This is a genomic window from Prolixibacter sp. NT017 (assembly GCF_009617875.1).
In the GTDB taxonomy this organism is placed as follows: domain Bacteria; phylum Bacteroidota; class Bacteroidia; order Bacteroidales; family Prolixibacteraceae; genus Prolixibacter.
On record NZ_BLAV01000001.1, the window covers coordinates 4,675,327 to 4,701,187 of the forward strand.

Genomic DNA, 25,861 nt, shown 5'->3' on the forward strand with positions numbered 1-25,861 from the left:
AGAGAATTTTTTCAATTAATATTTTCCGGTCAGGCCGATGAAGGCGTCTTCCAGATTCATGTTCTCCTGTGAAAAATTTTCTGTTAAAATTCCATTTCCATCCAGAAAGGCTTTCACTTCAATTTCCTCAGACCATGTATAAAGCTCTACATGTTGGTTCAATTGTTCCACATTGACAGCCGGAGCCTGACTCCAGTTCTCCACTTTTCGATCGGTTGTGAAGGTAAACTTTCGAAAGTGCTCAATGAAATCGTTCAGCGGTTGTTGAGCAACAACCTGCTTCGAATCCAGAATCAGTACGTCGTCAATTAGTCGCTCCATGTCCTGGATGATGTGCGAAGTTGTGAAAACAGTTTTGTTTCCGGCACGGGCATATTCGCGCAAGTAATCAATAAATAACCTCCGGTAGCCGGGATCGAGCCCCATGCTGAAATCGTCGAGAATCAACAATTCCGGGTCCTGTGCCAAAATGAGCCCCAATGCAACCTGCGACCGCTGTCCGGTTGACATGGACGAAATTTTCTGATTCGGTGCCACATCGAGCTTGGCCATGAGCTCGTAATAAGGCTCTTTCTTCCAGCCGGTATAATAAGCGGAATAGTATCGCTCAATTTCCACGATAGTCATGAAACCATATTGAATATGTCCTTCCAGAAGATAACCGATGCGTGCTTTCGTTTTTGGAGAAATGTGTTGCGAGTCTTCCCCGAAGACGTAACACTGGCCTCCGGTCGGCTGCAGAAAGCCATTTAAAATGTTAATCGTTGTGGTTTTGCCGGTTCCGTTTTTACCCAACAATCCGAGGATACTTCCGGCAGGTACATTGAAATTCAGATTTTCGAAAACCGGTTTGGTTCCGTAATGATGTGTCAGATTTTTACACTCGATGATATTCTCCATACCGGTTGTTCTGCTAATGTTGAATACTCAATTTATGATTGTTGGTTCCCTGCGTGCTGGTTACCCGCAAAATGTAAACTCCTTCGGGCAAACCCGAAACCGCCAGCTGATTTTGGTAATCGTTCGACTGGATAAGCTGTCCGCGAACATCGTAAAGAGTTGAGCGAACAATTGTTTCCCCCGGTTGCGGAGCCAGGTGCACATAATCGCTGGCCGGATTGGGATACACTTTTAATTGGGCGATCGGACGCTCCAGAACTTCCGTTCCGATGCTGCTGTCATCATGAAGCGACAGCAGGAAGCCGTTATAAATGGTTTCAGGAGCTTGATAATTTTGGTTGCCCACAGCTAGGTTCCCTTTGAAATGGCCTCCGGCCAGTATTTCTCCGTTTGAATCGAGTGAAACAGTCCAAAGCCGGGCACTGGAAGCGCTGCTGTTAAAATCGATCGCCCAATCGGGTTTGCCTTCCGGCGAAAGTTTGATGAGTAGAGATGCGAAGCCGTCAGTCGAATAAGTTTTTTGGTTTAAGACCAAAGCGGAACTCAAATAGTAAGCTGTGGAATAAACTTCGCCGTATTGGTTAACGGCGATATCGCCGAGATTGCCATCACTGGCAGAGCCGCCCATAATGAACTCCCACATCAGATTTCCTGACGAATCGTATTTTGCAGCAAAGTAATCCATGCCATTGGCTGTTGCCGAATAGAAGATTCCATCAGCAGAATCCATCGTAAAATCGCCATTTACATTTCCGGAAATGTAAATATTGCTTTCGGCGTCAGTTGCCAATGCATAAGCGTAGTCATAACTGGCTCCTCCGATTCGCTCACTCCAAAGCAGTGAACCATCGGCAATGTCAATCTTTCCGGTGTAAGCATCCATATTCCCGAAAGATTGTTTCATCGGGAATTGCCCGCTGGTTGCGGTCGACGTCAAATACACGTTGTCGCTGGCTTCGACAGCAAATGCGATGTTTCCGTCAGGCGAAAGATTGACTTCCCGCAAAAAGCCGGACTGTGTATTAAATACAATGGTATAATCCAGCACGCCCGTCGCATCGAATACAGCTATAAATGGCGTGTGCTCGTTGGTTACTCCCGGGTATGTTGACTGAAGTGTGGTTCCATCGATGGTCATCGATTGTGTAAAGGTTCCTCCTGCGACGATGTACGATTGATTGGCTGCGACAGATTCGATTCTTGAGCTGCCGGTGCTGGTAAATACTTTCGCCCAGTTAACGGTTCCGTCGGGATTGTAGCAGGTTAAGAAACCTGTTCCTTGATCGGAAGACGTGCCGGTCAGTTTGGTGCTATTGTCGAATCGTACATCGTTGTAAAACATGCCTCCGGTGTAAATATGATTATCCGGAGCTACCGCTACTTTGTATGGCGTGAGTGTATTAATGGTGGAGTCGGCACCTGCTGTTTGACTCCAGATAATCTGACCGTCCTTGGAGGTTTTGAGCAGCAGCATTTTTCCGGCAGTGCCTGTAGGCTGAAGCTGGTAGCTGTCGATAGTTAAATCTTTTCTGAACTTAGCTAACCAGTAATAGTTTCCGTCAGGTGAAGCGGCGCAAGAATAAACTTCCACGTCATCCGGGCTGGACAGAAAATCTGACCAGTTTGCCTGTTGCGCTGAAACAGTATGAAATGAGACGAACACAAAAATGACCGGAAGAAATCTTTTCATAATACGTTAACGAATCTTCTGATAATTATCTGCATCCAGGAGGAGTGGAAAACAATCAAAGAGGTAAGAAGTCCGGCTTGTACTAAAAATAGCTACCCAAACCTATCTCCATAAAATTGTTGGTTTCACCTACTGATGTAAATCGGTTGACTCCGCCTGCTAAGCGAATATAAGCATTTGGAGCGGCTTTCCATTCAGGGTACCAGTAGATTTGAGAGAAAAGATTAACATTTTCGGCAGAAAGATAGTTGAAATTATAGCGAACAACCGGGGCTGTTATTTCTGATGATTCGGGAATGAATACAGACGCCGGCGCTATATTTAGCGTGCTTCCGAGATCAGTGTCCCACGAAGCAGCCAGCTCGAATTCAATTTTTCCTTTTTGTCCTGTAAAGAAAGAATGACTGACCGAACCGTGTGTCGTCAGTTTCTTGAGCTGTTGGTAGCCGTACAGAATATTTTCGGTTTTCCCGGAAAGGAAATTGATGTCGGCGTTGAAAATCCATCGAACTTGCTTTTCCTTTTTCAAGAATGCTTTCCAGTCGATTTGGGCATTGAGGTATTGTGTGGTTAAATTGGTCTGCGTCGTTTCGGTCATGAAGTTTTTCCCATCATCGTACTGGGCGCCTACACTGAAGTGTTGACTCCAATTTTCGCCCGGAAGGGTAAGCGATACCAGGCCGTCAAATCGTTTCAGCGAATATTGCGCATCGGTAACCGGATTCGATTCAACTCTCCCGGTTTCCGGATTCAGGCTACTGGAATACGGTGTTTCAATCGCTGATTCTTCCCATATTTTGTAGCCCAGTTTTCCGTTCCATTGGTTGCCGGAGGAATGTTTCTTTCGAAAGAAAATGGTTCCACCTTTTCCATTCGCATCATACCGGTAACTGAAGTTGATGCGGTTTAGCGGATGTCCATACAAGCTCAGCCCGTCAATGAAAAAGTAGTCGTAACCAATATTATTCTGGTAGGTCAGAAAATCGATATCCTCCCGGGAACTTTGGTACCAGCCTTCGATTCCCAGGTTCCAACTGCCGGTTTGGTATGTCAACGATGGTGTTATCGTGATTTCGAAAGCGGTGTTACCCGCCCGGGGATTTTGATCTTTTCCACCACTTTCGACCCGATAATTGAGGCCGAGTCCGGTTGCCCAATGTCGATTAAGTGGAGCCAATCCGTGTACTTGAAGATGATACCGGTCTTTTTTCCAGCTTCCGCCAATGGAATCAACTAATTGAAATGGGTTGACCGGATGCTGAGATAAGCGGTCGTGCCACTGGATGTTCTCTTCACTGCTACGCCGATAGTCGAATTTGCCAAAAAACCGGAATTGTTTGACCTGCTTGTAACCGTATGTTGAGAAGTCCAGCCCTTTATATTTATCGGGAGTTCCGGTTTCCCGGAAAGGTTGATTACGTATCGTACCTGATAATTCAAGCTGGTTGAAGTCCGGTAGTGAGTCATTCAAAACAAGTGCAAAGGGCAAATCTATTCCCGGTTTCCCGGAAAGGAAAAGTGCTTGTTCATCCATCTTCGATGACACCTGATTTTGGGCAATCCCAATTAGCGGAAGCAGCATGAAGAGCAGCATGTACAGGATGATATGTCTGTTTTCGGGCTTTTTCATGCTAATTAAATGTTCCGGGTGTTGGGAAAGGAATGACTTCAAAGTCTTCACTTGAATTATTCGTATCCGTTAAAATGATGCGTCCATCATGGTCTTGTTCTATCTTCCGTCGACAACTTTGCAGGTTGAAGTTCCCATCGCAGTAAACAAAACCGGCATCAATGGAATACGGTATGCGGTGATAAGCTCCCGCATCAGCCGAAGCCAGTGCTTCCACACCATCCAGAACCCATTCAGCCGGAACAACCATTAATGTTCGGCCCTTGGTATCATTGGGGCGGGGGACAAAATGTACATCATCGGGTTGGTAATTGCGGTAAATGACGATGCCGGTTCCGTAACTATTGAAAATCCAATCAAAGGTCGACTGCATACTGGCAAATATTTCAGTCAAATTGGGAACTTCAGCGAAATCGATGTCTCGCTGTTTATCTGGTCGGTAGAGGAATGTTTCCCAATCGGCATGCGAGAGGTCGATGCTGTTAGGATTGCCATTCGGATCGTCGCGGTGATTCATTCCGTCCTGGGCAATCACAATGGCTTTACCCGGCTGCAGCGGATGATCTTTTCCGCTACCGGGAATCATCCAGACGAAGTCGAGAAATACGCTGTCCTGAATACTGGCAAATGGCGTAGGTGAAGTGGCTGTGGAGTTCCCGCTGGCTCCGTAAACACTTGCAATGTATAGACTGTCGAGATAGATCGTATTGTCGCTGTTGTTAAAGATTTCGACAAACTGATCGGACCAGTACGCTTTCCCGGCAGGTGTGCGGGAACCGGTATAGTACAATTCTTTAATGACCAGCAATCCGGCCAGGCTTTCTTTTAGTGTTTGCTTACCTAAATCGGCATTTCCGGTCACGGTAATATCGGCCTGACTGTAGTTGAGCGATACTTTTCGGTTTTGTAAAATATCCCTGTCCGTGACAAGCGTAGAACCGTATGACCGGGCTTCGGCAGCCGGGTACTTTTTTCCTGCGGACAAACGGTAAGTTCCGGCAGTTACCCTGTGAAATGTGTACTGTCCGTTGGCATCCGTCACGCCTTCGCTCTCCAGTTGATTGTCGATATTAATCAACCGAACGGTTGTATTTTCCGGCGAACCACCGGAATAATTGTCCGGCAATGACAACTGAATGGAAACATCGTACAACTGCGGTTCGATGTTGAACTTGTCATCGCGGCATCCGGTCAGCAAAATTGCTGTCCAAAGCAGAAAAAGCCCTATGTTCTTTAATCCTTTCATTTAAAAGTGAAATGCCAGTTCTCCGCCAAAATAGAGATTGGGATTTCGTTTTTCAATGTATCCGGTGCGGTTGTTCGCGTATGCCGGATTGTGCATAAACATGTTGTTGGCAAAGAACGAGAAACGATAATTTTTCCCAATTTCTTTCGCCAGTTTCAGGTTGAGATTCCACAATGCTGGCCGGTTAACCATTTCATAGGTTACCGGATCGACCGTTCGTATCAGAAACGGAAAATCGGTTTTTGCTTGAGCAGAAGTCAATGGCATCGTGTTTCCATTATCATCGATATATCCTACCGGAACAGAACCCCGAAAAGTTGATTCGTATTTGTCAATCCAGGTATTTTGTAATGCAACCGTAGCTACGAATCGTAACACAGGAATGTGCTGAACAATACGCAAAGTTGTCAGGAACAGCTCACGTTTCGTCTTATTCGATTCATACATGCCGATGTATCCGTTCGGGTTGTTGGGGAAATTCCGGCTGATTTCCAGAATATCCGGAACATCACTCCAGGATATGTTGGAGGACCAGGCACCACTCAGATTAAACGAAGTACCAGTTTGTTGAATTTGTGGCGCCTGCAATGTGAATTCAATTCCTTTGCGATCAATGTTCAGCGAGTTGGCTGGTTTCAGATAAGCATTCCGGTAGGTCATTGTATCGACGTTCACTTCATCGAGTTGTGGTTTTTCGCCGTTTCCGGGAATATAGAAAAAGGTATCGTAAACCGGGTATCGGAACGCTGCTGCTACATCGTTGAAGGAATAGGCGTTCCGCGTTTGTTCATTGAAAAAAGTGGCATGGGCACTCCATTTTCCTGTCGTTAAATCGAAACCAATTTCCGCTTTGCGATTGGTCATGAATTTGAGGTGATTGTTTTTCGAATCGAAAGTATGGGTTGTCATTAACGCCAGGCTTTCGTCGGGATAAGTGGCGGAATAATACATGTAACTGAGTGCATCGAAGTAAGCCGTTTCCGGATAGAGATACACCAGCGAAGGAGCTTTAGCGGTTATACCATAACCTCCACGAAGGCGAAGGAATGGGAAAAGTTGGTACGTCAGATTTGTTCGGGGTTGCCATTTCGTATCAAAGCCACTTTTGAACAATCCGTCGGGTTGTACATTGTCGAACCGAATGCCAGCTTGCCACTGAATGGTTTTTCCGGCCAATGGAAAAGCGAAGGTGTTTTCGGCAAAAAGCGAAAGCTGGGTGAGTGCAGGAATATCGCTGTATGTTCTTGGTCGATAGGATGACGGAGGCAGATATCCTGCGTCAAATGTTTTGCCTTCACCGTGATTAACATCGGTTCGCCATTCGGCACCGGCCAGAAAACGGTCGCGTACTTTTGCTCCGCTTACGGCAAAATGTTGAATAAGCGAAGCATAGAAATTCAACGGTTTACCCTGGATGCGTGTTGCCGTATAATATTCGGCCGGAGCAAAGGGAACTTCAAACGTTCCGTCAACCAGACTAGTTGGTAGTGGCTCAGCTTCGCCCGAGCGGAGTTGTTTGTTGTAGGAGTCCTGGTTCCGAATGGCTAGAGACGCTTGATATGTTAACCTTTTCAGGACTGTTTCTCCGGATTTGTACTCGCCTTTAGTGCGTAGTCGAAATCCTTTATCGCTGGCATAACGTTTCTCTTTCAGAGCAGCATCTTTGTCTCCCTTGTCCTGATCTTTCGTGTAGAGCAGGGAAAGGTTCACCTGGTTTCGCCAGTTCTGGTTGTTGCTGTGGGAATTCCAGTTGATATTGGCTGTTGCCCGGTTATAAGTGGGGACAGGAATGCGCAAATCCTGTTGCGAATGCGTGAGATCAAAGCCAATGTTTAACGTCTGGTTACTTTTTCCCAGAGCAATTCCTTTTCCCAAACTGGCTTCCTGGGTCGTCGGGTCGAGACGAACTTTGCCACGAAAAGGAGCTTTCCCCTGCATGGTTTCCACACGGATAACTCCCGAAGTGAGGTTTCCGTATTGAACGGAAGGGATTCCCCGAATGACTTCAACCCGGCTGATTTGGTCGGCGGGAATATCGCGCAGGTCAATTCCTCCGCCACTAACGGTTGAGAAAAGTCCGTTGGCACCGATGGTGGCAGTATTACTTACCTGCAAATTGGCATCGTTGGAAAGTGGGGCACCGTCTATTACAACAGCGGTTCCCAGTGCATCAATTTTGTCGTCGGAGGACGAGCCGGTTCCCCTTAATTGTGCCTGTCCAGCGGTGTTGAGGTCGGGGTTTTGCGCTGGCCTACCGGGAAGGAGTTGCAGTATGTCGCCCAGATTGGTTGCCTGAACCAGTTCGATAGCTTGTTGTCCGATGGTGGAGGTTGAGGTCAGACTTTGTTCGTTTTCACGAGCCAAAACTCTCACCTCTTTCAAACTGAGTGATTGAATTTGAAGGGTGAAGTTTTTTTGAACGCTTTGATTCGGCCCGATATTTATAAAGTACGATTCGGGTTGGTATCCAAGGTGGCGAATGACAATTTCGGATTTTCCGGCAGGGAGTCTTAACCGGTAATTTCCTGAGCTATCGGTTAAGCTCCAGTTTTGTGTTTCGGCATTGATGACCGATACGTCGGATATCCCGTTTCCATCGTGTCCGACAATTTTACCATACAGTTCACCTTCATTTACCTGAGCAAAAAGTACAGGAATGCTGGTTATCCCAAAACAGATAAGTAAGATGTATTTTTTGAAGCGAACTGTCATGTATGGTAAAAAACAAGGATGGTAACAAATAAAATAATATTTATCGAAACATCATGTTTTTAACAGCACGAAACCTGAAATTCAGCTCAAAATAAGTATTTGCGAGATTCTTTAATTATTATTTAGAAAGCCGAATTTCCTCAGCTAATTATCATAAAATCTATCGCCGAATTAGTTTAAACGTTTTCGGATGACCGGAATTATCGCTTACCTGCAACAAGTATATTCCTGCGGGTTGAGTGCTCAGCGAAACAGCCAGGTTATTTTCCCCGGAAGGCACTTCCTTTTTCAGGATGGTAGCACCGGTTAAATTCATGACTGAAACTTCGTAGATTTTATCCGATGTTCCCAGGTTTAACACGAAGCGACCATCGCTACTGGGGTTCGGATAGACATTCATCTGGTCGGCTAACGGACTATCAACAGCGGTATCAATAATCATATTGTCTATCGTGACAGTATCGCGGGCTGTACGGTTAGAAGCCACTAAACTTACATGGTACGTTCCATCATATGCATAGTCATGAATCGGATCAACCTCATTGCTGGTTGACTGATCACCAAAATCCCACTCATAGGTTAACGCATTCGTCGATGTATTTGTGAAGGTTACTTGTTTCCCATTGGCCAGCATCTCGAAGCCGGCTTTGGGACGAAGGTAGTTGTCTTTCAGACTGAAATATAAAGCACTGTTGGACAGGATAAATACTTTGTCTCCGAAATTGGCCAATTCATAAAAATAGGCCGGGCGACCGGCATCTGCCGATTGCCACGTGGTTCCCCAATCGCTTGAGGTTTGAATCATCTGGTCTATTTTTCCCGCGATAAGCGTGCTGTCACCCACGCGAATCATATCCGTCAGCACTGAGGTGCTAAGTAAATTGTATGTGGCCATTCCGTCTGTGCTGGCCACTATCCCAGCTGAGGAGGACATATAAACAGTGTCGGGATTGATGAGCAAAATATCGGATATCGCGCCCAGGTTAGCATTTGCTGTCATCGTCCAGGTTTTGCCGTAATCGGTGGTTTTCCATATGGTTTTGTTTCCCCCGATGTACCCGGTTTTTCCGTCAGCCGAGAATTCCATTGCAAACAAGTAAGAGGTATATCCACTGTACAAATCGTCTGATGTTTTTGTCCAGCTAGCTCCATGGTCGGTCGATTTGAAAATGAAGCCATGATATTCCTTGCTGTCAGCCGGATTGGTCCAGCTAGCAGCTGTGTAGACAGTATCACCGACTGTCGCCAACGGCATGAATTTGACATTCGCACCGGCAGACAAATCTGTTAGATAATTTCCTGTTCCGTCTGAAAAATTGGTTAGAGGCAGCGGGCTCCAGGTTTTTCCTGAATCGGCTGTCGAGATAATGAAGTTGTTGTTTCCGCCAAAGTAAAACGAGATGTAGCCATGTGTGCTATCAGCTTCAAACTTCATATCCATTGGGACATACGAAGACAATGTATCACTGACCGCCACTTTTGGCCAGGTCAGACCGCCATCGGTACTTCGGAAAATCTCACCCTTGAGTCCCAGAAGCACAGCTGAGCGATTATTCAGTTGAACAAGCTTTGCCAGGTGTGTATCCGAATTGATGGGAACCTGCGTCCAGAGACTGGTGATATTATTCACTGCAACGCTTTGCACTGCAGAGGTGACGCTGGCCACGGCATTTGTGACCGTTAAAGTCACATCGTATGCTCCAAAGGCCGGGTAGGTGTGCGTTAGATCCAAGCCATCCATAACAACGCCGTCGCCGAAATCCCATGTTAGTGTACCAAAATTTTCAGCCTGATTGGTAAAGGCATATTGGTTATCCGTCTGCGTATAGCTAAAGTCTGCTTTGGGATCCAGAATTTCGTTGGGGCCTATGTGCTCCATGATTCCATTGCTGCCTAAAGCCCAGACTTTTCCGGCGAATTCATCGAGATGAAAGAGTGTGGTGTTTTGTCCGATATTGGCTGATTGCCACGTTTTTCCCTTATCGAGTGTACGGGCCGTTTTGGTATCACGTCCTCCAATAGAAAGAAATGTTGTATCGTTCAGAACGAAAGCGTCGAAAGCATAAATAACACTGTCGCTGGGAACGATCGTTGTTCCGCCATCCACTGTAGTGGAAACCCCATATTGTCCGGCAATTACGGCGGTGTCTCCGAGTGCCGGGATAATATCGTTGAGCGAGCCGAGCGATGAACTTGATAAGTCATTCCACGAATCGCCCCGGTTGGTCGTCGTGAGAAACGCCCCCAGCGAACCAATGGCATAACCTCTACTGTCGTTAAACGCAATCCGGTTAATCGTCGAACGGCCAAAATTGGGAGACGTAATCTGCCAGCTTACGCCGGCATCGGTACTCCGGAAAATATAACCGTACGTAGTTCCACTGGCTGGATCGCTCCAGGAGAGTGAGGTAAAAATGGTATCGTTATTTAAAGCTACCACCGATGAAAAATTGGCCTTTTCACCTGCCAGCGGATCGGTGGTTATATTGGAAGAACCATCGCTGAAAGCATTCAACGGGACGGGGCTCCATGTGTTGCCTCCGTCGGTAGTATGAAGCATGGTTCCATTCTGATAAGTTCCGGATAGATCTTTCGCTTTAGTTCCGGCTACGTAACCGTTCAACTGATCGGAAAAAGCAATATCCATGAAATCGTAAGGAATCTTCTGCGGAAGCGTGAGTTGTACCTGTGCCCATGATGCACCACCGTCGGTTGTTTTCATAAGTAGCGTATCTTTCCCGGAAAGCATGGCTTCCTGGCTACTTATCGGGTATAATTTCATTAGCGTTTTGCCGGTTCCGGTATCATAGGGAATCCACTGAGCATAAGTGGAGGAAGAGAAAAAAAATAACGTAACAATCAGGACGAAATGCGCAAATCCTTTCATTTCTGTCGGGTTTAGGTAAAAGAGCAATTAAATCACAGAGGTTCTGTGGGAAAATCAATCGTCCAAATTTAATGTTAAAAATTTTGACATCATATTTTTCAGGAATGAAATTCAAATCCCTGAAAGAGAAACGTATATATCGAAGAATTAATCTTCGGAACGAAATGGATTGGTTATGGAACCCTTTTTCCCATTTGCATAATGTATCTCCAACCTGTCAGCGTTGGTCCATTCTTTTATCTGGGATGTGCCGGCTTTCTCTTTGTGGAAGAAGACCTGAAGTTCCGGGTTTCTCCTTCCGAAAGTTGTTCTCACTCCCAGCACGGCCTGATAAGACGACAGGTGACTTGTGAGGTACGGAAGCATTCGCTGATAGTGGTTTTCTCCCGGATGATTGTAAGACAATCGCAGCGTATCAATCGAAGGAATAGGAGTCCGGTCGAAACGGGCAAACGTTTTTCTATATGGGACAAACATCATTTTCATAAATTCATTCCGGGCGATGGACGTATCGGAAATAGTCATTCCTGATAGCTGATAGTTGAGTTTTACCTTTCGGGTATTTACGCCGTTTTCAATGCGTATTTCCCGCTTTTCGACGATTTTCTTGAAGGTGTTTTTGTCAACACTGGTTGTCTTGTCGTAGAATATATTCACCTTCACGGGACAATCGAAGGTGGTCTCGAAACCATAAGCTGCCGGAAAGTTTTGCAGAAGGAGCTGCTGTAAATATTCAGCATCGTATACGTCGTATAATTGATCGATGCCGGCTGTTATCACTCCCAGTTGTCGAACATCTTCCGGGACTGGTTTAATCTGTCGACGAACAGGCGTGAAAATATTCTTCCTAATGTCGGTTGGAGTCAGTTTGTTGGCGTCGTACCAAATTTTAACCGAGTGGTCGTCGACATATGTCGCGACGCCCAGTACTCCGTTCACTTTTTTCATTCCGGAAGCAAAAGCCATGGAACTTCCGTAGCATTTCACATTGTCTAGTCCGGAAATAGTGAGCGTTGAGGCATTTTCCAAATCATTTGGCTCGCCCCACTGTTGCTCGATGGTTGGGATACGAATCGAAGCCCCCAAAGACAAACCCAGAACGATTAGTAAAACCGCGATAGTCACCGGGTACCATTCGCGGTAGCGATGATTAATGGTCAGGCTTTTTTGTTGATTGCAGGATGCTACACAGACACCGCAAAGGTTGCAATCAATGTGGCGAACCTCCTTTAGTTTTCCTACCGGGATACCTTGCGGACAGCTTTCGGTGCATTGCTTACAGTTATTGCAGGTGCTGGTATTGCGGGTTATCCGGCTCAACGGTAATGGGAAGCTTGCTTTTCGCTGAATTTCGAACAACCAGGCTAAGAAGGTTACTGCAGCCAACGGCCAGACATACGATAGTTGTAATCCCGCGGCATTGGCCAAAATGTATGCGATAGTGACGACACTGAACATCAGAAAGTATCGGAAAATATTGGAAACGGCTCCCAGGGGACACAAATACCGGCACCAGGCTGTACGGATGAAAATGGGGGTTGTGATGAAGACTAAGATGGCTATCCCGGCCCAAAGTGGATTGACATCTGCTCCAAAACCGGTTGTGGCGGCATAATAAGGATCGTATGTTTTGCAGAAAAGTTCGCTGCTGTCCACGGTGTAATAAACTGTTACGAAGAGCAGAATGTATTTCAGGCTGCGAAGGAGCTTGTCAGCGATTTCGGGAACCTGTTTAACCTGTAACTTCCATTTCCGCCCCAGCGACGAAAGTTTTTCGGTAATGGTTCCCAGCGGACAAACCACGCCACAGAACAGTTTGCTGAAGATGATGACGCCGATGGCCAGTACCGCTCCCGTCACAATCTGGGCGCTGGTCATGGTGCAGGCCAAAGAGCCTCGTTCGAAAAGACTGGCGGCTGCCTGCAATCCGCCGAAAGGACAATAGGCTTCGTAATCGGGATGAAATGCCCGATCGAAACTACTTCGGAAAACGAGGTACAGAATCCAGGCGATAACGCCGAACCGGAGAAATTCGCGCCATGGATGGAGCGATTTAATCCTTTTGAACATCAGGTTAATTGTTAGTTAGTCGTATTGTTAGGCTGGCTTATTCTCCCAACCAGCCATGTTTTGCCAGGTATTTTTTTGCTTCTTCCCGTGTTTTCCAGAAGGCTCCCCTTTTTTCCCAATATGTTTGTCCACTCTTCACTTCTGCCGGGCAGTTTTTGGCCGGTGCCACCATGACTGATTCCAGAAATCGGAGTTTCAGTTCCCGGTCGGTTTTACGGATAACGCGAGCTTTGATAGGACGACCATAATAGTGACCATTGATGGGCGCCGTAACAGCTGCGTAACCTTCCGTTCCTTCCTTCACCCAGCTGAATTTTTTCTGAAACTCTTCGGCTGAGATGGCAGTTGTATCCTGCGGACCTGCTTTTGCTTTTTCGAGTTTCATTAGATACTCGCCTTCTGTTTGCGCCGCTTTTTTATCGACACGGTGACAGGACGCAAGACCTCCCAAGGTCGCGAATAATATGATAAAAAGTGATATTCTCATGGTGCTGTTTGAACGTATTTCAAAGGAAATAAAAAATTGCTGAATTTCGGTGAGAAATACCCCAATATCAATATGCTTTACATAAATAGCATCACTTCATTAACATTATGTATCCGATTTTAGAAAAAATAACATTTAGATGCAGATTTGGAGTACTAAAAGGCTGTCTTATCCGTTATTATGGAAAAGAATTTGATTTATTTCGGGCATGGATGCAATCTTAACACAACAGCTTCACATCTGGACACCATTGATTTATGTAATCCTCTTTGTAGGGTTGCTGATTGAAGGGGAGAGTATTCTGTTTGCAGCATTCTTTTTGGTGAATCAACAGGAGCTGCAACTGTTTTATACTATCGTGGTGGCTATCGCCGGTGTCCTTACGGGCGACTTGCTTTGGTATTACGGAGGAAAGTTGCTCATGCGCGTACCATTCGTACAACGTTTGTCGGAGCGTATGCCTAAAACTATTGACCACTTTATCCGGCGAAAGCCGATACTAAGTATTGTAGGTTCGAAATTTCTGTACGGAATGCACCGGCCTACTCTGTTGCGCCTGCATGCGGCCCGTATTAACGTTCGGACTTTCCTGCGTGCCGATATTCCCGGGACCATTATCTGGATTGCTGTGATTGGAATCGCCGGCTACTTATTCTCGCAATCGGCTGATTTACTCGACGGTAAGATGAAGTACTGGCAGTTGGGAATGGTTGGTGGTTTGGTCATATTTACCGTGCTAACCCACTTTGTTTCCAAACTCGTTGTTAAACGTATTTCCGTTCGGAAAAAATAACTTCGGTTGGAAAAACAGATGATACAGAAAAGGCTGCCCTGATGGACAGCCTTTCGTATTTGCATTGAATTGCAATTTATTTCAACACTTTCAGCTCTTTTCCAATTTTGGTAAAAGCAGCAATGGCCTTATCCAGATGTTTTCTTTCGTGACCGGCCGATAATTGAACGCGAATACGCGCTTCGCCTTTCGGGACAACCGGATAATAGAAACCGATTACATAAATGCCTTCGTCAAGCAATTTGGCAGCAAACTCCTGCGACAATTTGGCATCGTACAGCATCACAGCGCAGATCGCCGATTTACTGGGCTTGATATCGAAACCAACTGCCTGCATTTTCTCCATGAAATAGTCGGTGTTGGCATGCAGCTTATCCTGTAACTCGGTGGTTTCAGCCATCATGTCGAACATGCGGATTCCTGCATTAACAACTACCGGTGGCAGTGAGTTGGAGAACAGGTACGGACGCGAGCGTTGGCGCAGCAGTTCGATGATTTCTCTTTTCCCGGTAGTAAAGCCGCCAATGGCACCGCCAAAGGCTTTACCCAACGTTCCGGTAATGATATCCACTTTTCCGCGAAGGTCGAATAACTCGGTTACACCGCGACCGGTTTCGCCAACAACGCCGGCCGAGTGGCATTCGTCAACCATCACCATGGCGTCGTATTTTTCAGCCAGTGCATTGATTTTATCCATCGGTGCTACGTTTCCATCCATTGAGAAAACTCCGTCGGTAACAATGACGCGGAACCGCGCTTTTTGAGCAGCTTTCAATTGCTCTTCCAAATCGGCCATGTCGGCATTTTTGTAACGGAAACGCTGTGCTTTACACAAACGCACTCCGTCGATGATGGAGGCGTGGTTCAGTGAGTCGGAGATGATCGCATCTTCATCAGTGAGTAATGGTTCGAACACACCACCGTTGGCATCGAATGCAGCGGCGTAGAGAATGGTGTCTTCGGTACCGAAGAATTCAGCAATTTTCTGCTCGAGTGTTTTGTGCAAATCGGTAGTACCGCAGATGAATCGTACCGACGACATTCCAAAGCCATGCGTATCGAGTGCCTCTTTGGCTGCCTCAATCAGTTTCGGGTGATTCGATAAGCCCAGGTAGTTGTTGGCACAGAAGTTCAGCACTTCCTTGCCGTCTTCGAGACGAATGACCGCGCTTTGCGGTGAAACAATAATGCGTTCGCTTTTGTACAAGCCTGCTTCCCGGATGTTATCCAGTTCCTGTTGCAGGTGATCTTTTATTTTGCCGTACATAATTTTATGGTATAAAAAGTTTGTCGATTATCTATGAGGAGAAAGCTCCCCGGTTTTCCTGTCGCAATGAAGCAATTTCAGGTTAACTACAAAAATAAAGGAAAATTGATGGTTTGAGGGATGATATTTGGCAGGGAAACGGATAAGGATTTGAGACCCTTCCGGAAGGGAAAAATTAACAATTCACTTTTTTTAACAAAAAACCTGTGTTGGAGAGCCAACTTTCGCTGGGTTTGTTCGTAAGGGTAAATTGGAAACTTAACAATGATAAATTTATGGACAGACGTAAAGCATTACAACAAATGGTAGCCGGTAGTGCTACACTTTTCGTGGTTCCCTCGGCTTTGGCGGCCTGTGGAAGCAGCAAAAAGAAGAGTTCGGACACTTCTCCTTTGACGGTGAACCTGGATGATGCCAAATTTGCCTCGCTGAAAGAGCAGGGCGGCTCAGTGGTAACCGACAATACCATTATTATTAATACGGCTGCTGACGGCATTGTCGCTTTGTCGAGCATTTGTACCCATAAAGGCTGCACCGTAGGATACGACAAAGCCCATAAAGATATTTTGTGTCCGTGTCACCGTTCGGAGTTCGCCTTTGATGGAAGTGTGCTTCAGGGACCGGCTACCAAGCCGCTTCCGAAATACAAAGTAACCCGTAATGGCGACACACTGACTATCGATCGTTCATAAATTGCATCATATCAATTTTTCTCTTTTAACAGATCACCTGAGCCCGGATACTTCTCCGGGTTTTTTTGTGTCTGGAATACTGCATCCTGTATTTTATTGTTCAATATTTTTAAGAAGGTTTTAATTTTTCGTCTTGTTCATTTTCAGCATATTGCTACTGTATTTAATAAGTCTAAATAATGATTTATGGAAAGACGTAAAGCCCTTCAGCAACTATTTTTAGGAACCGGAACGCTGATGGTTGTTCCTGCCGCACTGGCATCGTGTTCCAAATCGTCCAATGCAGGGGCTCCGTTAACAGGGGACCTTACACTTGATTTGACCAGTTCGAAGTACAGTCAGCTAACGCAGAGCGGAGGCTCGGTGATTGTTGGCAGTACCATTGTGGTCAACACCGGAAGCGACAATTTCATTGCACTTTCGGCTATCTGTACCCACGCCGGCTGTTTGGTGGAATATCAATCTTCGCAAAAAGATTTTTATTGCCCGTGTCACGGCTCGGTGTTCTCAACATCAGGCAGTGTAATGCGTGGACCGGCTGGCAGTCCACTGGCAAAGTATCAGACCACTTACGATGCCACTACCAAGACCGTTACCGTAAAAGGTTCCTGAAAAAAATGTATAGTCCTCTCTTTCCCGTTTCCCTGCTCGCTGGGGGAGCGGTTTTTTTTGTCGGTAAAAAGTTCTCCAAAGTCCAAAATGAGTTCCAGCGTTTTGGGGAAGGTTCTCCAAAGTCCAAAATGAGTTCCAGCGTTTCAGGGAAGGGTTCTCCAAAGTCCAAAATGAGTTCCAGCGTTTCAGGGAAGGGTTCTCCAAAGTCCAAAATGAGTTCCAGCGTTTTGGGGAAGGTTCTCCAAAGTCCAAAATGAGTTCCAGCGTTTTTGGAAAGGGTTCTCCAAAGTCCAAAATGAGTTCCAACGTTTCAGGGAAGGGTTCTCCAAAGTCCAAAATGAGTTCCAGCGTTTTGGGAAAGGTTCTCCAAAGTCCAAAATGAGTTCCAGCGTTTTGGGAAAGGTTCTCCAAAGTCCAAAATGAGTTCCAGCGTTTTGGAAAGGGTTCTCCAAAGTCCAAAATGAGTTCCAGCATTTTAGAAAGAGTTCTCCAAAAGCAGAAATGAGTTCCGGCGTTTTGGAAATATCTGTTAATGCCTGAAGATTGAATCCCGGAGGCTGTGAGGAAAAAGAAAAGAGGCTCCAACAGCCTCTTTATTTTGCTTATCTCAGGTTACGCAGGATGTAACTAAATGTAAATTGCTTTTTCTTAGCCGGGTCCGAGATGTAAAAGGCCTTGGCCACTTTAGCCATGCTTTTCACCTCCTGAAAAATACCGTACAGGGCCTGGTTGGCCTCTTCCGTTAGTTCGGGGGTGGTGGATTTCAGTTGCTCCTGTTTATTATTGGCCGTATTCAGTTGCTCCAGATAAGTAGGGATGCGTTCCAAAAGCGCCATAGTGATTCCTTTGGCGTTGATTTCCTGTTTTAGTTCGTCGGGCAGGTTTTGTGAATAAGTTTGCAGCAGGTTGATCATGCCGACCTGGCTGGTACTGGTAGCCGATTTCCAGTAGGATGTAAATCCCAGCGTTTGCAAAATGGCATCGCGACGGGCGGGTTCCCGTTCAAAATCGGTATTAATCTGCTTGTACAAAAAGTTAACATCCTTGGTCGCTTCGTTAAGAATCATGTTCACCTGGATGGTCGCTTTTTTCTGGGCAGCATGTTGGTCGACGCCCAGGTATTGGCTAATATCAGCTTTTAGCCGGGTTTCCAAATCGAGGGCATATTCTTCTGTCCAGTTATCGCGGACCAAGGACAGTTCGGCGATGTTATCTTTAAAATTAGCAACGATGGTTTCACAAGCCATCATGGTAACTGACTTGCTGGCCGGAAATGAAAATTCTGTCATAATCTGGTCGTTTTTAAGATTAATTGTTTGGTATGTTCATCAAGTTAGGAATCATTTACTTAACATCACACTTTTTATTAAAATTTTTGATGAACGTACGGATCTGGTATGTGAATGGTCGATTTTGTGTGATGAACGGCAAAAATGGTATTGAAAATCAAGTGGAAAAGAGGGGGTGAAAAGATGTTTTGGAGCAGGGAATTGGATAAATGGTGGATAAAAATAGGTGTTGGGCTAAAGCCCATTTAGCGCTGTGGTTATTTATTCCATGGCTGAAGCCATGGGGAATTCAGAAGGAGCTATCTCGGATTAAAATTGATTGTAGTAATGATGTTGTTGGTAGATAATTTGCGTAGTTATTGAATTGTCCCCGACTTTAGTCGGGGTATAAGATTGAGAGAGGGAAGAATGGCTTTAGCCAAATGTAGTATTCCTGAAGCTTGCTTTTGTTTTTAAATGAATAGTTGGGCTAAAGCCCTTGTTTTCTTGTGACTTCTTACCCCATGGATAAATCCATGGGCAATCCAGTTGGAGCCATTGGGAATTGAGGAGAGAGAAATGGTTGAGGTTGGTGATAAATTAGTTGAGTGCATTAGATTGCCCCCGACTTTAGTCGGGGGATAAGGTTGGTGTAGAAGGATTGGCTTTAGCCTAATGTATTTTTCATGAAGTTTGTTTTTATTTTAATGTATAGTTGGGCTAAAGCCCTTATTTCTTTGAGACTCTTTATCCCATGGCTAAAGCCATGGGGAATTGAGAAGGAGATTTTAGCCGAGTTCATGGGCAATTCAGTATGGATAATGGGGTGAATGAACCCAAATTATTCTTGGACAACAGGTTTTTCAATCAATTTGCCCCATCCAACAGGAATAATGTCTTCTTTTTCCATCCATCTCAAAGCATTGTCTAACCGGTCGGTGTATTTTGCTTTATGTTTGTCCCATTCCAGGAAGTCTTGTTTCAGCAATTCGTCAGTGACCGGTTGTTCCCGGATAATCCGGTTGTTCCATACAGCATACAGGGTGGAGATGATTTCACATTCTTCGTAAGAGAATCGTGCGAACTTGTTGAGCAGACTATCGATACGTTTGGTCTCTTTGGGAAAATCCTTTCTGAAGAAATTATCTAATTCCGATGCCGCAGCCAATGGTTTATATGTTACCCGTTTGCCTGTGCGTTTCGATTCCCTGATTTCAAAGAAACGGAATCGTTTTAAGGTCGACTCGATGACTTTGATCAGCTCCCTGTCATACGGACCGGCTACTTTTTGCACATAGTTCGAGTCGATATCGATTTGGCAGTGGTATTCTGTCAGGTGCAGCAGTTTTTGAAATTTGACCCGTCCAAAGTCTTCCCGATAGGTGTGATTAATGATGTGGCCTGCGAGGATGGCCCGTTCGGCCCGATCGCATTTTCTGGATGTGCCCTTATGAGCTTTTGGTTTTTTGTAAACCACTTTTAGCTCGACAGCTGTGGGGAGTTCTTCCTCTTCCGTTTTGGGTTGGGGTCGCAAAGCTTCGCGCAATACCTGTTGCAACAATAAGTTGTTTTGTTGTTGACTGGTTTTGATTTGCTCTTCCAACCGGTCGCAGTAATGCATGAGTTCGTCTAGTTTGGCTACGATGCGATGTTGCTCTGAAAGTGGAGGTAGAGGAAATATTAATTCAGATAGAGTTGGAATTTTGATGTTTGGTTGACCGGCCATTTGGTATGAAGCATGCTTTATTGAAGGTTGTTGGTACCTTAAAAAGTTCAAAATATATTTTGAGTTATAAATGTCTTTATAAGGATAGAACCCCACCATTGAATCAGTAAAACACATATCTCTACCGAGTACACCCAAATTCCCTATTGTGCCACCAACGATTGCTATTACAATAGTCCCCTTAGGAAACATCTTTGAAACTGCAAGTCCCTTTTCGTTCAGTGATTGAGGAGCTTCAAATATGATAGAGCCGATTTCATCTAAACTACCAATTTGAAGAAAAGGATAAGTACCATTAAAATATCTTAAATCGTTTCGTGGTCTCACAGAAAATCGGCCTCTACTCATAACAACTACATCACCCAATCTGCACCACACCCAATTTTCGGGTATTTCAAACGGGATTTCTTCTTCTTTGATGGGAGGCAGAAGTTTTTGCTTTTTAATTTTCTTCTCTTTGATGAGGCGCTCTTTTTCAGCTTTGATTTTTTGCAACAGCACCGAAGCGGGTTCATCATCGGGATTCTGAGGAACGAGTTTGCCCTGCATGGCTTCGCGCAAAAAGGCCTGACGGAGTTGTTTGACTAGATCGAGTTGGTGGGAGAGCTCAGAGGATAACGGATTTGATTCAAGAAATCTTAATTCTTCAATTATTCTTTTTTGTTCTTCAATTGGTGGTAGAGGTATCTTTAATGAAGATAATTGCTTTGGATGTATTCTCTGGGAGCCAACACCCCTTGCATATTCAATTAATTCTAAATATCGATTACCGGCTTTAAAAAAGTAATAAATCCATTCAGCAAGACAATCCTTTCTAACATCAAAGCTCGGGATATCTGCACTGGTTTCGAAACCGTCAAGTTCTTCTGGTATAACTCCAAAAGCCCCTTTATGAAAATTTTGTTTTCCGTAAATGAATTGGCCCGCTTTCCTAATGTATTGTTTTGTTGCCCCTTCTTTTTCAGAACCTACGGGCCTTCTTTCAACACCTTGAACATTTAATTTTACCCGTATCCTTCTTTCTATATTAGGATGTTCGCAAGGAATACGACTTTCCGATAAGAGGGTACCAAAAGTTTCCATTTTCCAGCTCATTTCACCGCCTCTTTTAACTGGTTCAACAACGTTTTGCTTTTGGCAAACGAGGTTTCGAGCATCTGCATGAGTTCGGCACTGCTGTGTTCGGTGGTTTCCTCCTGTTTGTTGGGATTCTTGATGTCCAAATCGTAGTTGCGGTCGATGATGGTTTGGATATCGACTTTCCAGCAGATGTCGGATTCTTTTCGGTTGTCCCACCATTTTTTAACGGGATCGAACTCTTTCAGCTTAATGGGTTTGGTTTTGCTGTAGCTCTTCTGTCCTTCGGGCAGGCGGTGCTCGTAGTACCAGATTTCTTTGGTAGGCTCGCCTTTGGTGAAGAACAACAGATTGGTAGCTACTGTGGCATAGGGCTGAAACACCGAATTGGGCAGCCGTATAACGGTGTGCAGGTTGCAATCTTCGAGCAGTTTCCGGCGCACCCGTTGTTTCACGCCATCGCCGGTAAGTGAACCGTCGGGTAGTACAATGCCGGCCCGTCCGCCTTTTTTCAGGAGGTGAATCATGAGGATGAGGAAGAGGTCGGCACTCTCTTTGGTCCGGAAGTTTTGCGGGAAGTTGTTCTCGTTGTTGTTGGCAACAATGCCTCCAAACGGCGGGTTGGCCAGGATGACTTTCACCCGGTGCTTCTCGGTGTAGTTGCTCAGCGGTTGGTCGAGCGAATCGCGGAAGATGATGTTGGGTACATCAATGTCGTGCAGAATCAGGTTGGTGGTAGCCAGCAAGTAGGGCAATGGTTTGTACTCCCAACCCATGATATTTTTCGCGATGCTTTGATTTTGTTCCACACTATTGGCCTGTTTCCTCAGGTGCTCGATGGCGGCTGTGAGGTAACCAGCGGTTCCGCAGCTTGGATCCAGGATTTTCTCGCCCAGTTGCGGGTCAATCATTTCGCAAATGAATTGGGTGACGGCCCGGGGGGTATAGAATTCGCCACTCTTGCCGGCACTTTGCAGTTCTTTCAGAATGGTTTCGTAGAGTTCCCCAAAGGCATGACGTTCTTTGGCAATATTGAAATTAATTTCGTTGAGCTTGTTCAACACCTTGCGGATGTTGATGCCGCTTTTCATGTAGTTGTTGTTGCCCTCGAATACTTCGCGAACAATTAACACCCGTTTGTTCCGCAAATCGTCGGATGCCGATACCGGCAAATTGCGAAGCGCCTGAAATAATTTCCGGTCGACAAATTCCTGAAGCTCGTCGCCGGTCATCCCTTCATCGTCTCCGGCCCAGGCATCCCAGTGCAATTCATCGGGGATGGGGCTGGTGTATTTATCGTTGAGGAGTTCGAGCTCCTTGTCTTTGTCGGAGAATATTTTGAAGAAGAGCATCCATCCCAACTGTTCGATACGCTGCGCGTCACCGTTGAGGCCGGTGTCCTGCCACATGATTTTCCGGATGCTGTCTAATATGCCTTTTAGGTTTGCCATGCCTTGGTTTTATTGGGCTAAAGCCCGTGGTGTTTTTGCCTTTTTTATCCCATGGCTGAAGCCATGGGCAATTCAGTCGTTCTTTTGGGTTATAGTGAATTGATCCGTTTGATTTGTATTAAATTGAGTGTGTAATCGTTTGTTTTCTTTTTGGTCTGTACTGGATGAAATGCCATCTGTCTTTATTCATTTACAAATTGTGTCCTTTTTTTGTTGGGCTAAAGCCCGTGGTGTTTTTGCTTTTTTATCCCCTGACTGTCCCGATTTCTCGGGACAGGGGCAATTCAACTGAAGTCAGGGGCAATTCAGTTAAATCCCGAGACAATTTAGAATTGTACTTGATGAATTGCCTCCGACTTTAGTCGGAGGGTGATTGTTAACAGAACTATTTCCGGCTTTAGCCAAATCTTCATTCCCTGGATTTTTGAACCCCAAATTTATGAATAAACTCGTCATACTCTTCCTGAAAAGTTTTGTGTCGGTGATGTTCCTCCTGATGTTTGATATAGTTCCGGACCTTATCTATCATGGACTCAGAAACCGACACGGCAAAATAATCATTCTGCCATTCCAGCTTTTTTCCTCTTAATGCTATGCTGAAATCCGGTTGCCGGTTGAACCAGAAAGAAGCTTCTCCTTTGATTAGCTGTACTACTTTTTGCAGCGTCTGGTCAATTCCCAGCGAAAACAGGCAGTGACAGTGATCGGTATAGCCTCCGATGTAATCAATATAAATATCTTTTTTACGTGCATTTTCGCGCATATGCTGCCATAGTTTGTCACGCACTTCCTTGGAATACAAAAGTGGTTCGTGATTTTTTGTACTCCACACCAAATGGATATGTACTTTGACAAACGGCATTATGCACCAGTGCTGTATAACTCCTGTTCCAGTTCTCTCAGGGCCTTCATGTAACTTTCTTTGTCCCCAAATTCATTGATAATTTCCATTGGTGAACCAAAAGAATTTAATGGTTTTACCTTTAGGATATCCAAACTTTCGATGTCGGTGATACCTTCATCGGCATATTTGTCCAGCAACGATTCCAGTACCTTTCTGGCTTGGTCGCCGTATTTTGTGAAATAGTTTCGTTTCCTGACATTATTGGCCCGTTCTCTTCGTGTGAGCGGAGGCTGGTCGAATGCTACGTGACAAATGAGGTCGAACAAATCGACTTCCCTGTTTACTGCGTCACGCAAAGCTTCCACCAATACACCTTGTTCCTCAAGCTCCCTTATTATGGCTTCCTTCTTTTCGGAGTTGTTCCATTTGGTCAGGAAATCGTCCAGCGATGCAAATTGTCCTTTTAATATTTCCTTCGTATGATCTTTCAGACTGGTGGTAATGGGTTTGCCGTTGTTATCGAAATACATTTCCCGGCTAATTAGTACCGAAACGTCTACGCCGTTTACATATACTTTTTGACGAGGTTCAGTTACTTTACCTGTAGGAGTCTGCGGTTCCGGATACCGAATGTCCGGTGGTATTATGTCAATCTCTTCACCGGTCTCTTCATCGATAACCGGCGTGTTGTCTTTTTGTTCTTCGTCAACAATATCGCCTAAATTCGTGTCTTCCGAAACCGGTTTTACCCGGATTGGTTCTCCGTCGAATTCTTTATCAGCAAACAGATCGGTGACGTTGCGGAAATCGAGAATGGAAAAGTACATTTTGCCAAACTCTTCATTGATTCGGGTTCCCCGACCTATAATTTGTTTGAATTTGGTCATCGACTTGATCTCAGAATCGAGCACTATGACTTTGCAGGTTTGTGCATCGACACCAGTCGTCATTAACTCTGATGTTGTGGCAATGACCGGGTAGGTTTCTTCCGGGTTAATAAAATTGTCGAGTTCCCTTTTACCCTCATCGTTATCACCGGTAATTTGCATGATATACTTGTCGTTTTGTACGACCAACTCCTGATTCAAGTTGGACAAAGCAAAACGCATCCGTTCAGCATGATCGATATCGGTGCAAAATACGATCGTCTTTGCAAACGGATCAAATCCTCTTAAAAATTCGGTTAGTTTGCGGGCAACTGTTTCGGTACGTTCGTCGATAACCAACGTGCGATCGAAATCTTTCCGGTTATATACCCGGTCCTCTACCAGGTTACCCTCTTTGTCTTTTTTCCCCTGTTCCGGACGCCAACCCTCGGCATCCACACTCAGGTTAATTCGTATCACCCGATAGGGAGCCAGAAAACCATCGTCGATACCTTGCTTTAAGGAATAGGTATAAACAGGGGTACCAAAATATTCGATATTGGAAACCTCATTGGTCTCTTTGGGAGTTGCGGTGAGGCCTACGTGTGTGGCTTTTTTGAAGTATTTGAGAATTTCATGCCAAGCACTGTCCTCCTTGGCACTTCCCCGATGGCACTCATCTACTACAATCAGGTCAAAAAATTCGGGAGAAAATTGTTTATAGGCATTGGCTTCTTCGTCGGCACCAGACAATCCCTGGTACAAGGCAAGGTAAACCTCATAGCTTTTATCAATCATGCGGTGTTTTACCACCGTCATTTTGTCTTTGAAATATTTAAAGTCACCTCTTCGTGTCTGATCGATTAAGGCGTTTCGATCGGCCAGAAAGAGGATTCTTTTTTTCGCACCACTTTTCCAAAGCCTGTGAATGATTTGAAATGCCGTATAGGTCTTTCCGGTTCCGGTGGCCATTACCAGCAAAATCCGGTTCTGTCCTTTAGCAATCGCTTCCACCGCCCGATTAACTGCTATTTGCTGATAGTACCGGGGACGTCTTCCGCTACCGTCGAAATAATAGTCTTGTGCAACAATCTTTTCTTCTTCAGTAGTCTTTATGCCTTTGTATCTCTTGTATTTTTCCCAAAGGACTTCAGGAGAAGGAAAGTCATTTAGTCCAATTTCGTGTTCGACATCTCCATCGATTGCCGTTCGGTCGTGGAATAGAAAACCATCCCCATTGCTGCTAAAAACACATGGGATATCCAAAATTCCGGCATAATCCAAGGCCTGTTGTATGCCGGCGCGAACCGAGTGCTTATTGTCTTTCGCTTCGATAATAGCAACCGGAATATTTGGTTTGTAATAGAGGATATAGTCTGCTCTTTTTCTGGCTCCTCGTGCGGTTAGTTTTCCTCGTACATATATCTTCCCATCCGTAAAAGAGACTTCTTCCAGCAGCTGCGTTATCCTATCCCATCCGGCTCTTTCAATGGCAGGTGTGATATATTTAGTACAAATATCTCTTTCCGACAGTGATTTTTTATCTATCATTTGTTACGCTACGGATGTAGGTTAGTAATTAGGAAAAGAATTTGCCTTATTGTCTGGTAAAACATAATTCGAGAATGAAGATAAAAAAAATG

At 45.2% G+C, this 25,861-nt stretch carries 17 protein-coding genes; 3 read left to right on the top strand and 14 right to left on the bottom strand.

The window, feature by feature from the left end:
- Nucleotides 1–15: 15 nt before the first annotated feature.
- From GJU87_RS19440 to GJU87_RS19475, 8 genes are all read right to left on the bottom strand, one after another.
- Nucleotides 16–900, bottom strand: a complete 885-nt coding sequence (locus GJU87_RS19440) for an ABC transporter ATP-binding protein (RefSeq protein WP_153641000.1) — start codon at nt 898–900, stop codon at nt 16–18.
- 13 nt (nt 901–913) lie between these two features.
- Nucleotides 914–2,590, bottom strand: a complete 1,677-nt coding sequence (locus GJU87_RS19445) for a T9SS type A sorting domain-containing protein (protein WP_153641001.1) — start codon at nt 2,588–2,590, stop codon at nt 914–916.
- 82 nt (nt 2,591–2,672) lie between these two features.
- Complete coding sequence (locus tag GJU87_RS19450; RefSeq protein WP_153641002.1) at nt 2,673–4,220, bottom strand: DUF6850 family outer membrane beta-barrel protein; 1,548 nt, start codon at nt 4,218–4,220, stop codon at nt 2,673–2,675.
- 1 nt (nt 4,221) lies between these two features.
- Nucleotides 4,222–5,466 (bottom strand): DUF4876 domain-containing protein, encoded by a 1,245-nt coding sequence (locus GJU87_RS19455; RefSeq protein ID WP_153641003.1) that lies wholly within the window; start codon nt 5,464–5,466, stop codon nt 4,222–4,224.
- On the bottom strand, nt 5,467–8,178 hold the full coding sequence (locus GJU87_RS19460; protein WP_153641004.1) for a TonB-dependent receptor domain-containing protein: 2,712 nt from the start codon (nt 8,176–8,178) through the stop codon (nt 5,467–5,469).
- Nucleotides 8,179–8,338: 160 nt separating this feature from the next.
- The gene (locus tag GJU87_RS19465) at nt 8,339–11,065 is read right to left on the bottom strand and encodes a YCF48-related protein (RefSeq protein WP_153641005.1); all 2,727 of its coding nucleotides are present in this window, start codon (nt 11,063–11,065) and stop codon (nt 8,339–8,341) included.
- A 147-nt stretch (nt 11,066–11,212) separates the two neighbouring features.
- On the bottom strand, nt 11,213–13,135 hold the full coding sequence (locus GJU87_RS19470; protein ID WP_153641006.1) for a 4Fe-4S binding protein: 1,923 nt from the start codon (nt 13,133–13,135) through the stop codon (nt 11,213–11,215).
- A gap of 37 nt (nt 13,136–13,172) precedes the next feature.
- Entirely contained in the window at nt 13,173–13,622 is a 450-nt protein-coding gene (locus GJU87_RS19475; protein WP_146141958.1) for a hypothetical protein, read from the bottom strand.
- 208 nt (nt 13,623–13,830) lie between these two features.
- Here GJU87_RS19475 and GJU87_RS19480 point away from each other — a divergent pair, with 208 nt between their 5' ends.
- On the top strand, nt 13,831–14,415 hold the full coding sequence (locus GJU87_RS19480) for a DedA family protein (RefSeq protein ID WP_106541221.1): 585 nt from the start codon (nt 13,831–13,833) through the stop codon (nt 14,413–14,415).
- Nucleotides 14,416–14,491: 76 nt separating this feature from the next.
- Here the strand turns inward: GJU87_RS19480 and kbl are convergent, their stop codons facing one another.
- On the bottom strand, nt 14,492–15,682 hold the full coding sequence (kbl, locus tag GJU87_RS19485; RefSeq protein WP_153641007.1) for a glycine C-acetyltransferase: 1,191 nt from the start codon (nt 15,680–15,682) through the stop codon (nt 14,492–14,494).
- A 275-nt stretch (nt 15,683–15,957) separates the two neighbouring features.
- On the opposite strand from kbl, the gene GJU87_RS19490 reads away from it, so the two are divergent.
- Both GJU87_RS19490 and GJU87_RS19495 read left to right on the top strand, forming a co-directional pair.
- Nucleotides 15,958–16,374: a ubiquinol-cytochrome c reductase iron-sulfur subunit gene (locus GJU87_RS19490; RefSeq protein ID WP_106541419.1), complete on the top strand. Its 417-nt coding sequence runs from the start codon at nt 15,958–15,960 to the stop codon at nt 16,372–16,374.
- Nucleotides 16,375–16,560: 186 nt separating this feature from the next.
- A complete protein-coding gene (locus GJU87_RS19495; protein ID WP_153641008.1) occupies nt 16,561–16,986 on the top strand; it encodes a ubiquinol-cytochrome c reductase iron-sulfur subunit in 426 nt (141 codons plus the stop codon).
- A gap of 602 nt (nt 16,987–17,588) precedes the next feature.
- Here GJU87_RS19495 and GJU87_RS19500 read toward each other — a convergent pair.
- The 5 genes from GJU87_RS19500 to hsdR all read right to left on the bottom strand — a co-directional run bounded on the left by GJU87_RS19500 (nt 17,589) and on the right by hsdR (nt 25,769).
- A complete protein-coding gene (locus GJU87_RS19500; RefSeq protein WP_153641009.1) occupies nt 17,589–18,275 on the bottom strand; it encodes a hypothetical protein in 687 nt (228 codons plus the stop codon).
- 820 nt (nt 18,276–19,095) lie between these two features.
- Nucleotides 19,096–21,075 (bottom strand): restriction endonuclease subunit S, encoded by a 1,980-nt coding sequence (locus GJU87_RS19505; protein WP_153641010.1) that lies wholly within the window; start codon nt 21,073–21,075, stop codon nt 19,096–19,098.
- Nucleotides 21,072–22,508: an N-6 DNA methylase gene (locus GJU87_RS19510; protein ID WP_153641011.1), complete on the bottom strand. Its 1,437-nt coding sequence runs from the start codon at nt 22,506–22,508 to the stop codon at nt 21,072–21,074. The genes GJU87_RS19505 and GJU87_RS19510 overlap by 4 nt, the downstream gene beginning before the upstream one ends.
- A gap of 409 nt (nt 22,509–22,917) precedes the next feature.
- Nucleotides 22,918–23,370: an IS200/IS605 family transposase gene (gene tnpA, locus GJU87_RS19515; protein ID WP_153641012.1), complete on the bottom strand. Its 453-nt coding sequence runs from the start codon at nt 23,368–23,370 to the stop codon at nt 22,918–22,920.
- Complete coding sequence (hsdR, locus tag GJU87_RS19520) at nt 23,370–25,769, bottom strand: EcoAI/FtnUII family type I restriction enzme subunit R (protein ID WP_153641013.1); 2,400 nt, start codon at nt 25,767–25,769, stop codon at nt 23,370–23,372. Before hsdR ends, tnpA begins: the two co-directional genes overlap by 1 nt.
- Nucleotides 25,770–25,861 lie beyond the last annotated feature (92 nt).

What these genes read in the sequence shown, in the direction of transcription:
- GJU87_RS19440 (WP_153641000.1), bottom strand. Translation starts at nt 900, where the DNA reads ATGGAGAATATCATCGAGTGTAAAAATCTGACACATCATTACGGAACC.
- GJU87_RS19445 (WP_153641001.1), bottom strand. Translation starts at nt 2,590, where the DNA reads ATGAAAAGATTTCTTCCGGTCATTTTTGTGTTCGTCTCATTTCATACT.
- GJU87_RS19450 (WP_153641002.1), bottom strand. Translation starts at nt 4,220, where the DNA reads ATGAAAAAGCCCGAAAACAGACATATCATCCTGTACATGCTGCTCTTC.
- GJU87_RS19455 (WP_153641003.1), bottom strand. Translation starts at nt 5,466, where the DNA reads ATGAAAGGATTAAAGAACATAGGGCTTTTTCTGCTTTGGACAGCAATT.
- GJU87_RS19460 (WP_153641004.1), bottom strand. Translation starts at nt 8,178, where the DNA reads ATGACAGTTCGCTTCAAAAAATACATCTTACTTATCTGTTTTGGGATA.
- GJU87_RS19465 (WP_153641005.1), bottom strand. Translation starts at nt 11,065, where the DNA reads ATGAAAGGATTTGCGCATTTCGTCCTGATTGTTACGTTATTTTTTTTC.
- GJU87_RS19470 (WP_153641006.1), bottom strand. Translation starts at nt 13,135, where the DNA reads ATGTTCAAAAGGATTAAATCGCTCCATCCATGGCGCGAATTTCTCCGG.
- GJU87_RS19475 (WP_146141958.1), bottom strand. Translation starts at nt 13,622, where the DNA reads ATGAGAATATCACTTTTTATCATATTATTCGCGACCTTGGGAGGTCTT.
- GJU87_RS19480 (WP_106541221.1), top strand. Translation starts at nt 13,831, where the DNA reads ATGGATGCAATCTTAACACAACAGCTTCACATCTGGACACCATTGATT.
- kbl (WP_153641007.1), bottom strand. Translation starts at nt 15,682, where the DNA reads ATGTACGGCAAAATAAAAGATCACCTGCAACAGGAACTGGATAACATC.
- GJU87_RS19490 (WP_106541419.1), top strand. Translation starts at nt 15,958, where the DNA reads ATGGACAGACGTAAAGCATTACAACAAATGGTAGCCGGTAGTGCTACA.
- GJU87_RS19495 (WP_153641008.1), top strand. Translation starts at nt 16,561, where the DNA reads ATGGAAAGACGTAAAGCCCTTCAGCAACTATTTTTAGGAACCGGAACG.
- GJU87_RS19500 (WP_153641009.1), bottom strand. Translation starts at nt 18,275, where the DNA reads ATGACAGAATTTTCATTTCCGGCCAGCAAGTCAGTTACCATGATGGCT.
- GJU87_RS19505 (WP_153641010.1), bottom strand. Translation starts at nt 21,075, where the DNA reads ATGAGCTGGAAAATGGAAACTTTTGGTACCCTCTTATCGGAAAGTCGT.
- GJU87_RS19510 (WP_153641011.1), bottom strand. Translation starts at nt 22,508, where the DNA reads ATGGCAAACCTAAAAGGCATATTAGACAGCATCCGGAAAATCATGTGG.
- tnpA (WP_153641012.1), bottom strand. Translation starts at nt 23,370, where the DNA reads ATGCCGTTTGTCAAAGTACATATCCATTTGGTGTGGAGTACAAAAAAT.
- hsdR (WP_153641013.1), bottom strand. Translation starts at nt 25,769, where the DNA reads ATGATAGATAAAAAATCACTGTCGGAAAGAGATATTTGTACTAAATAT.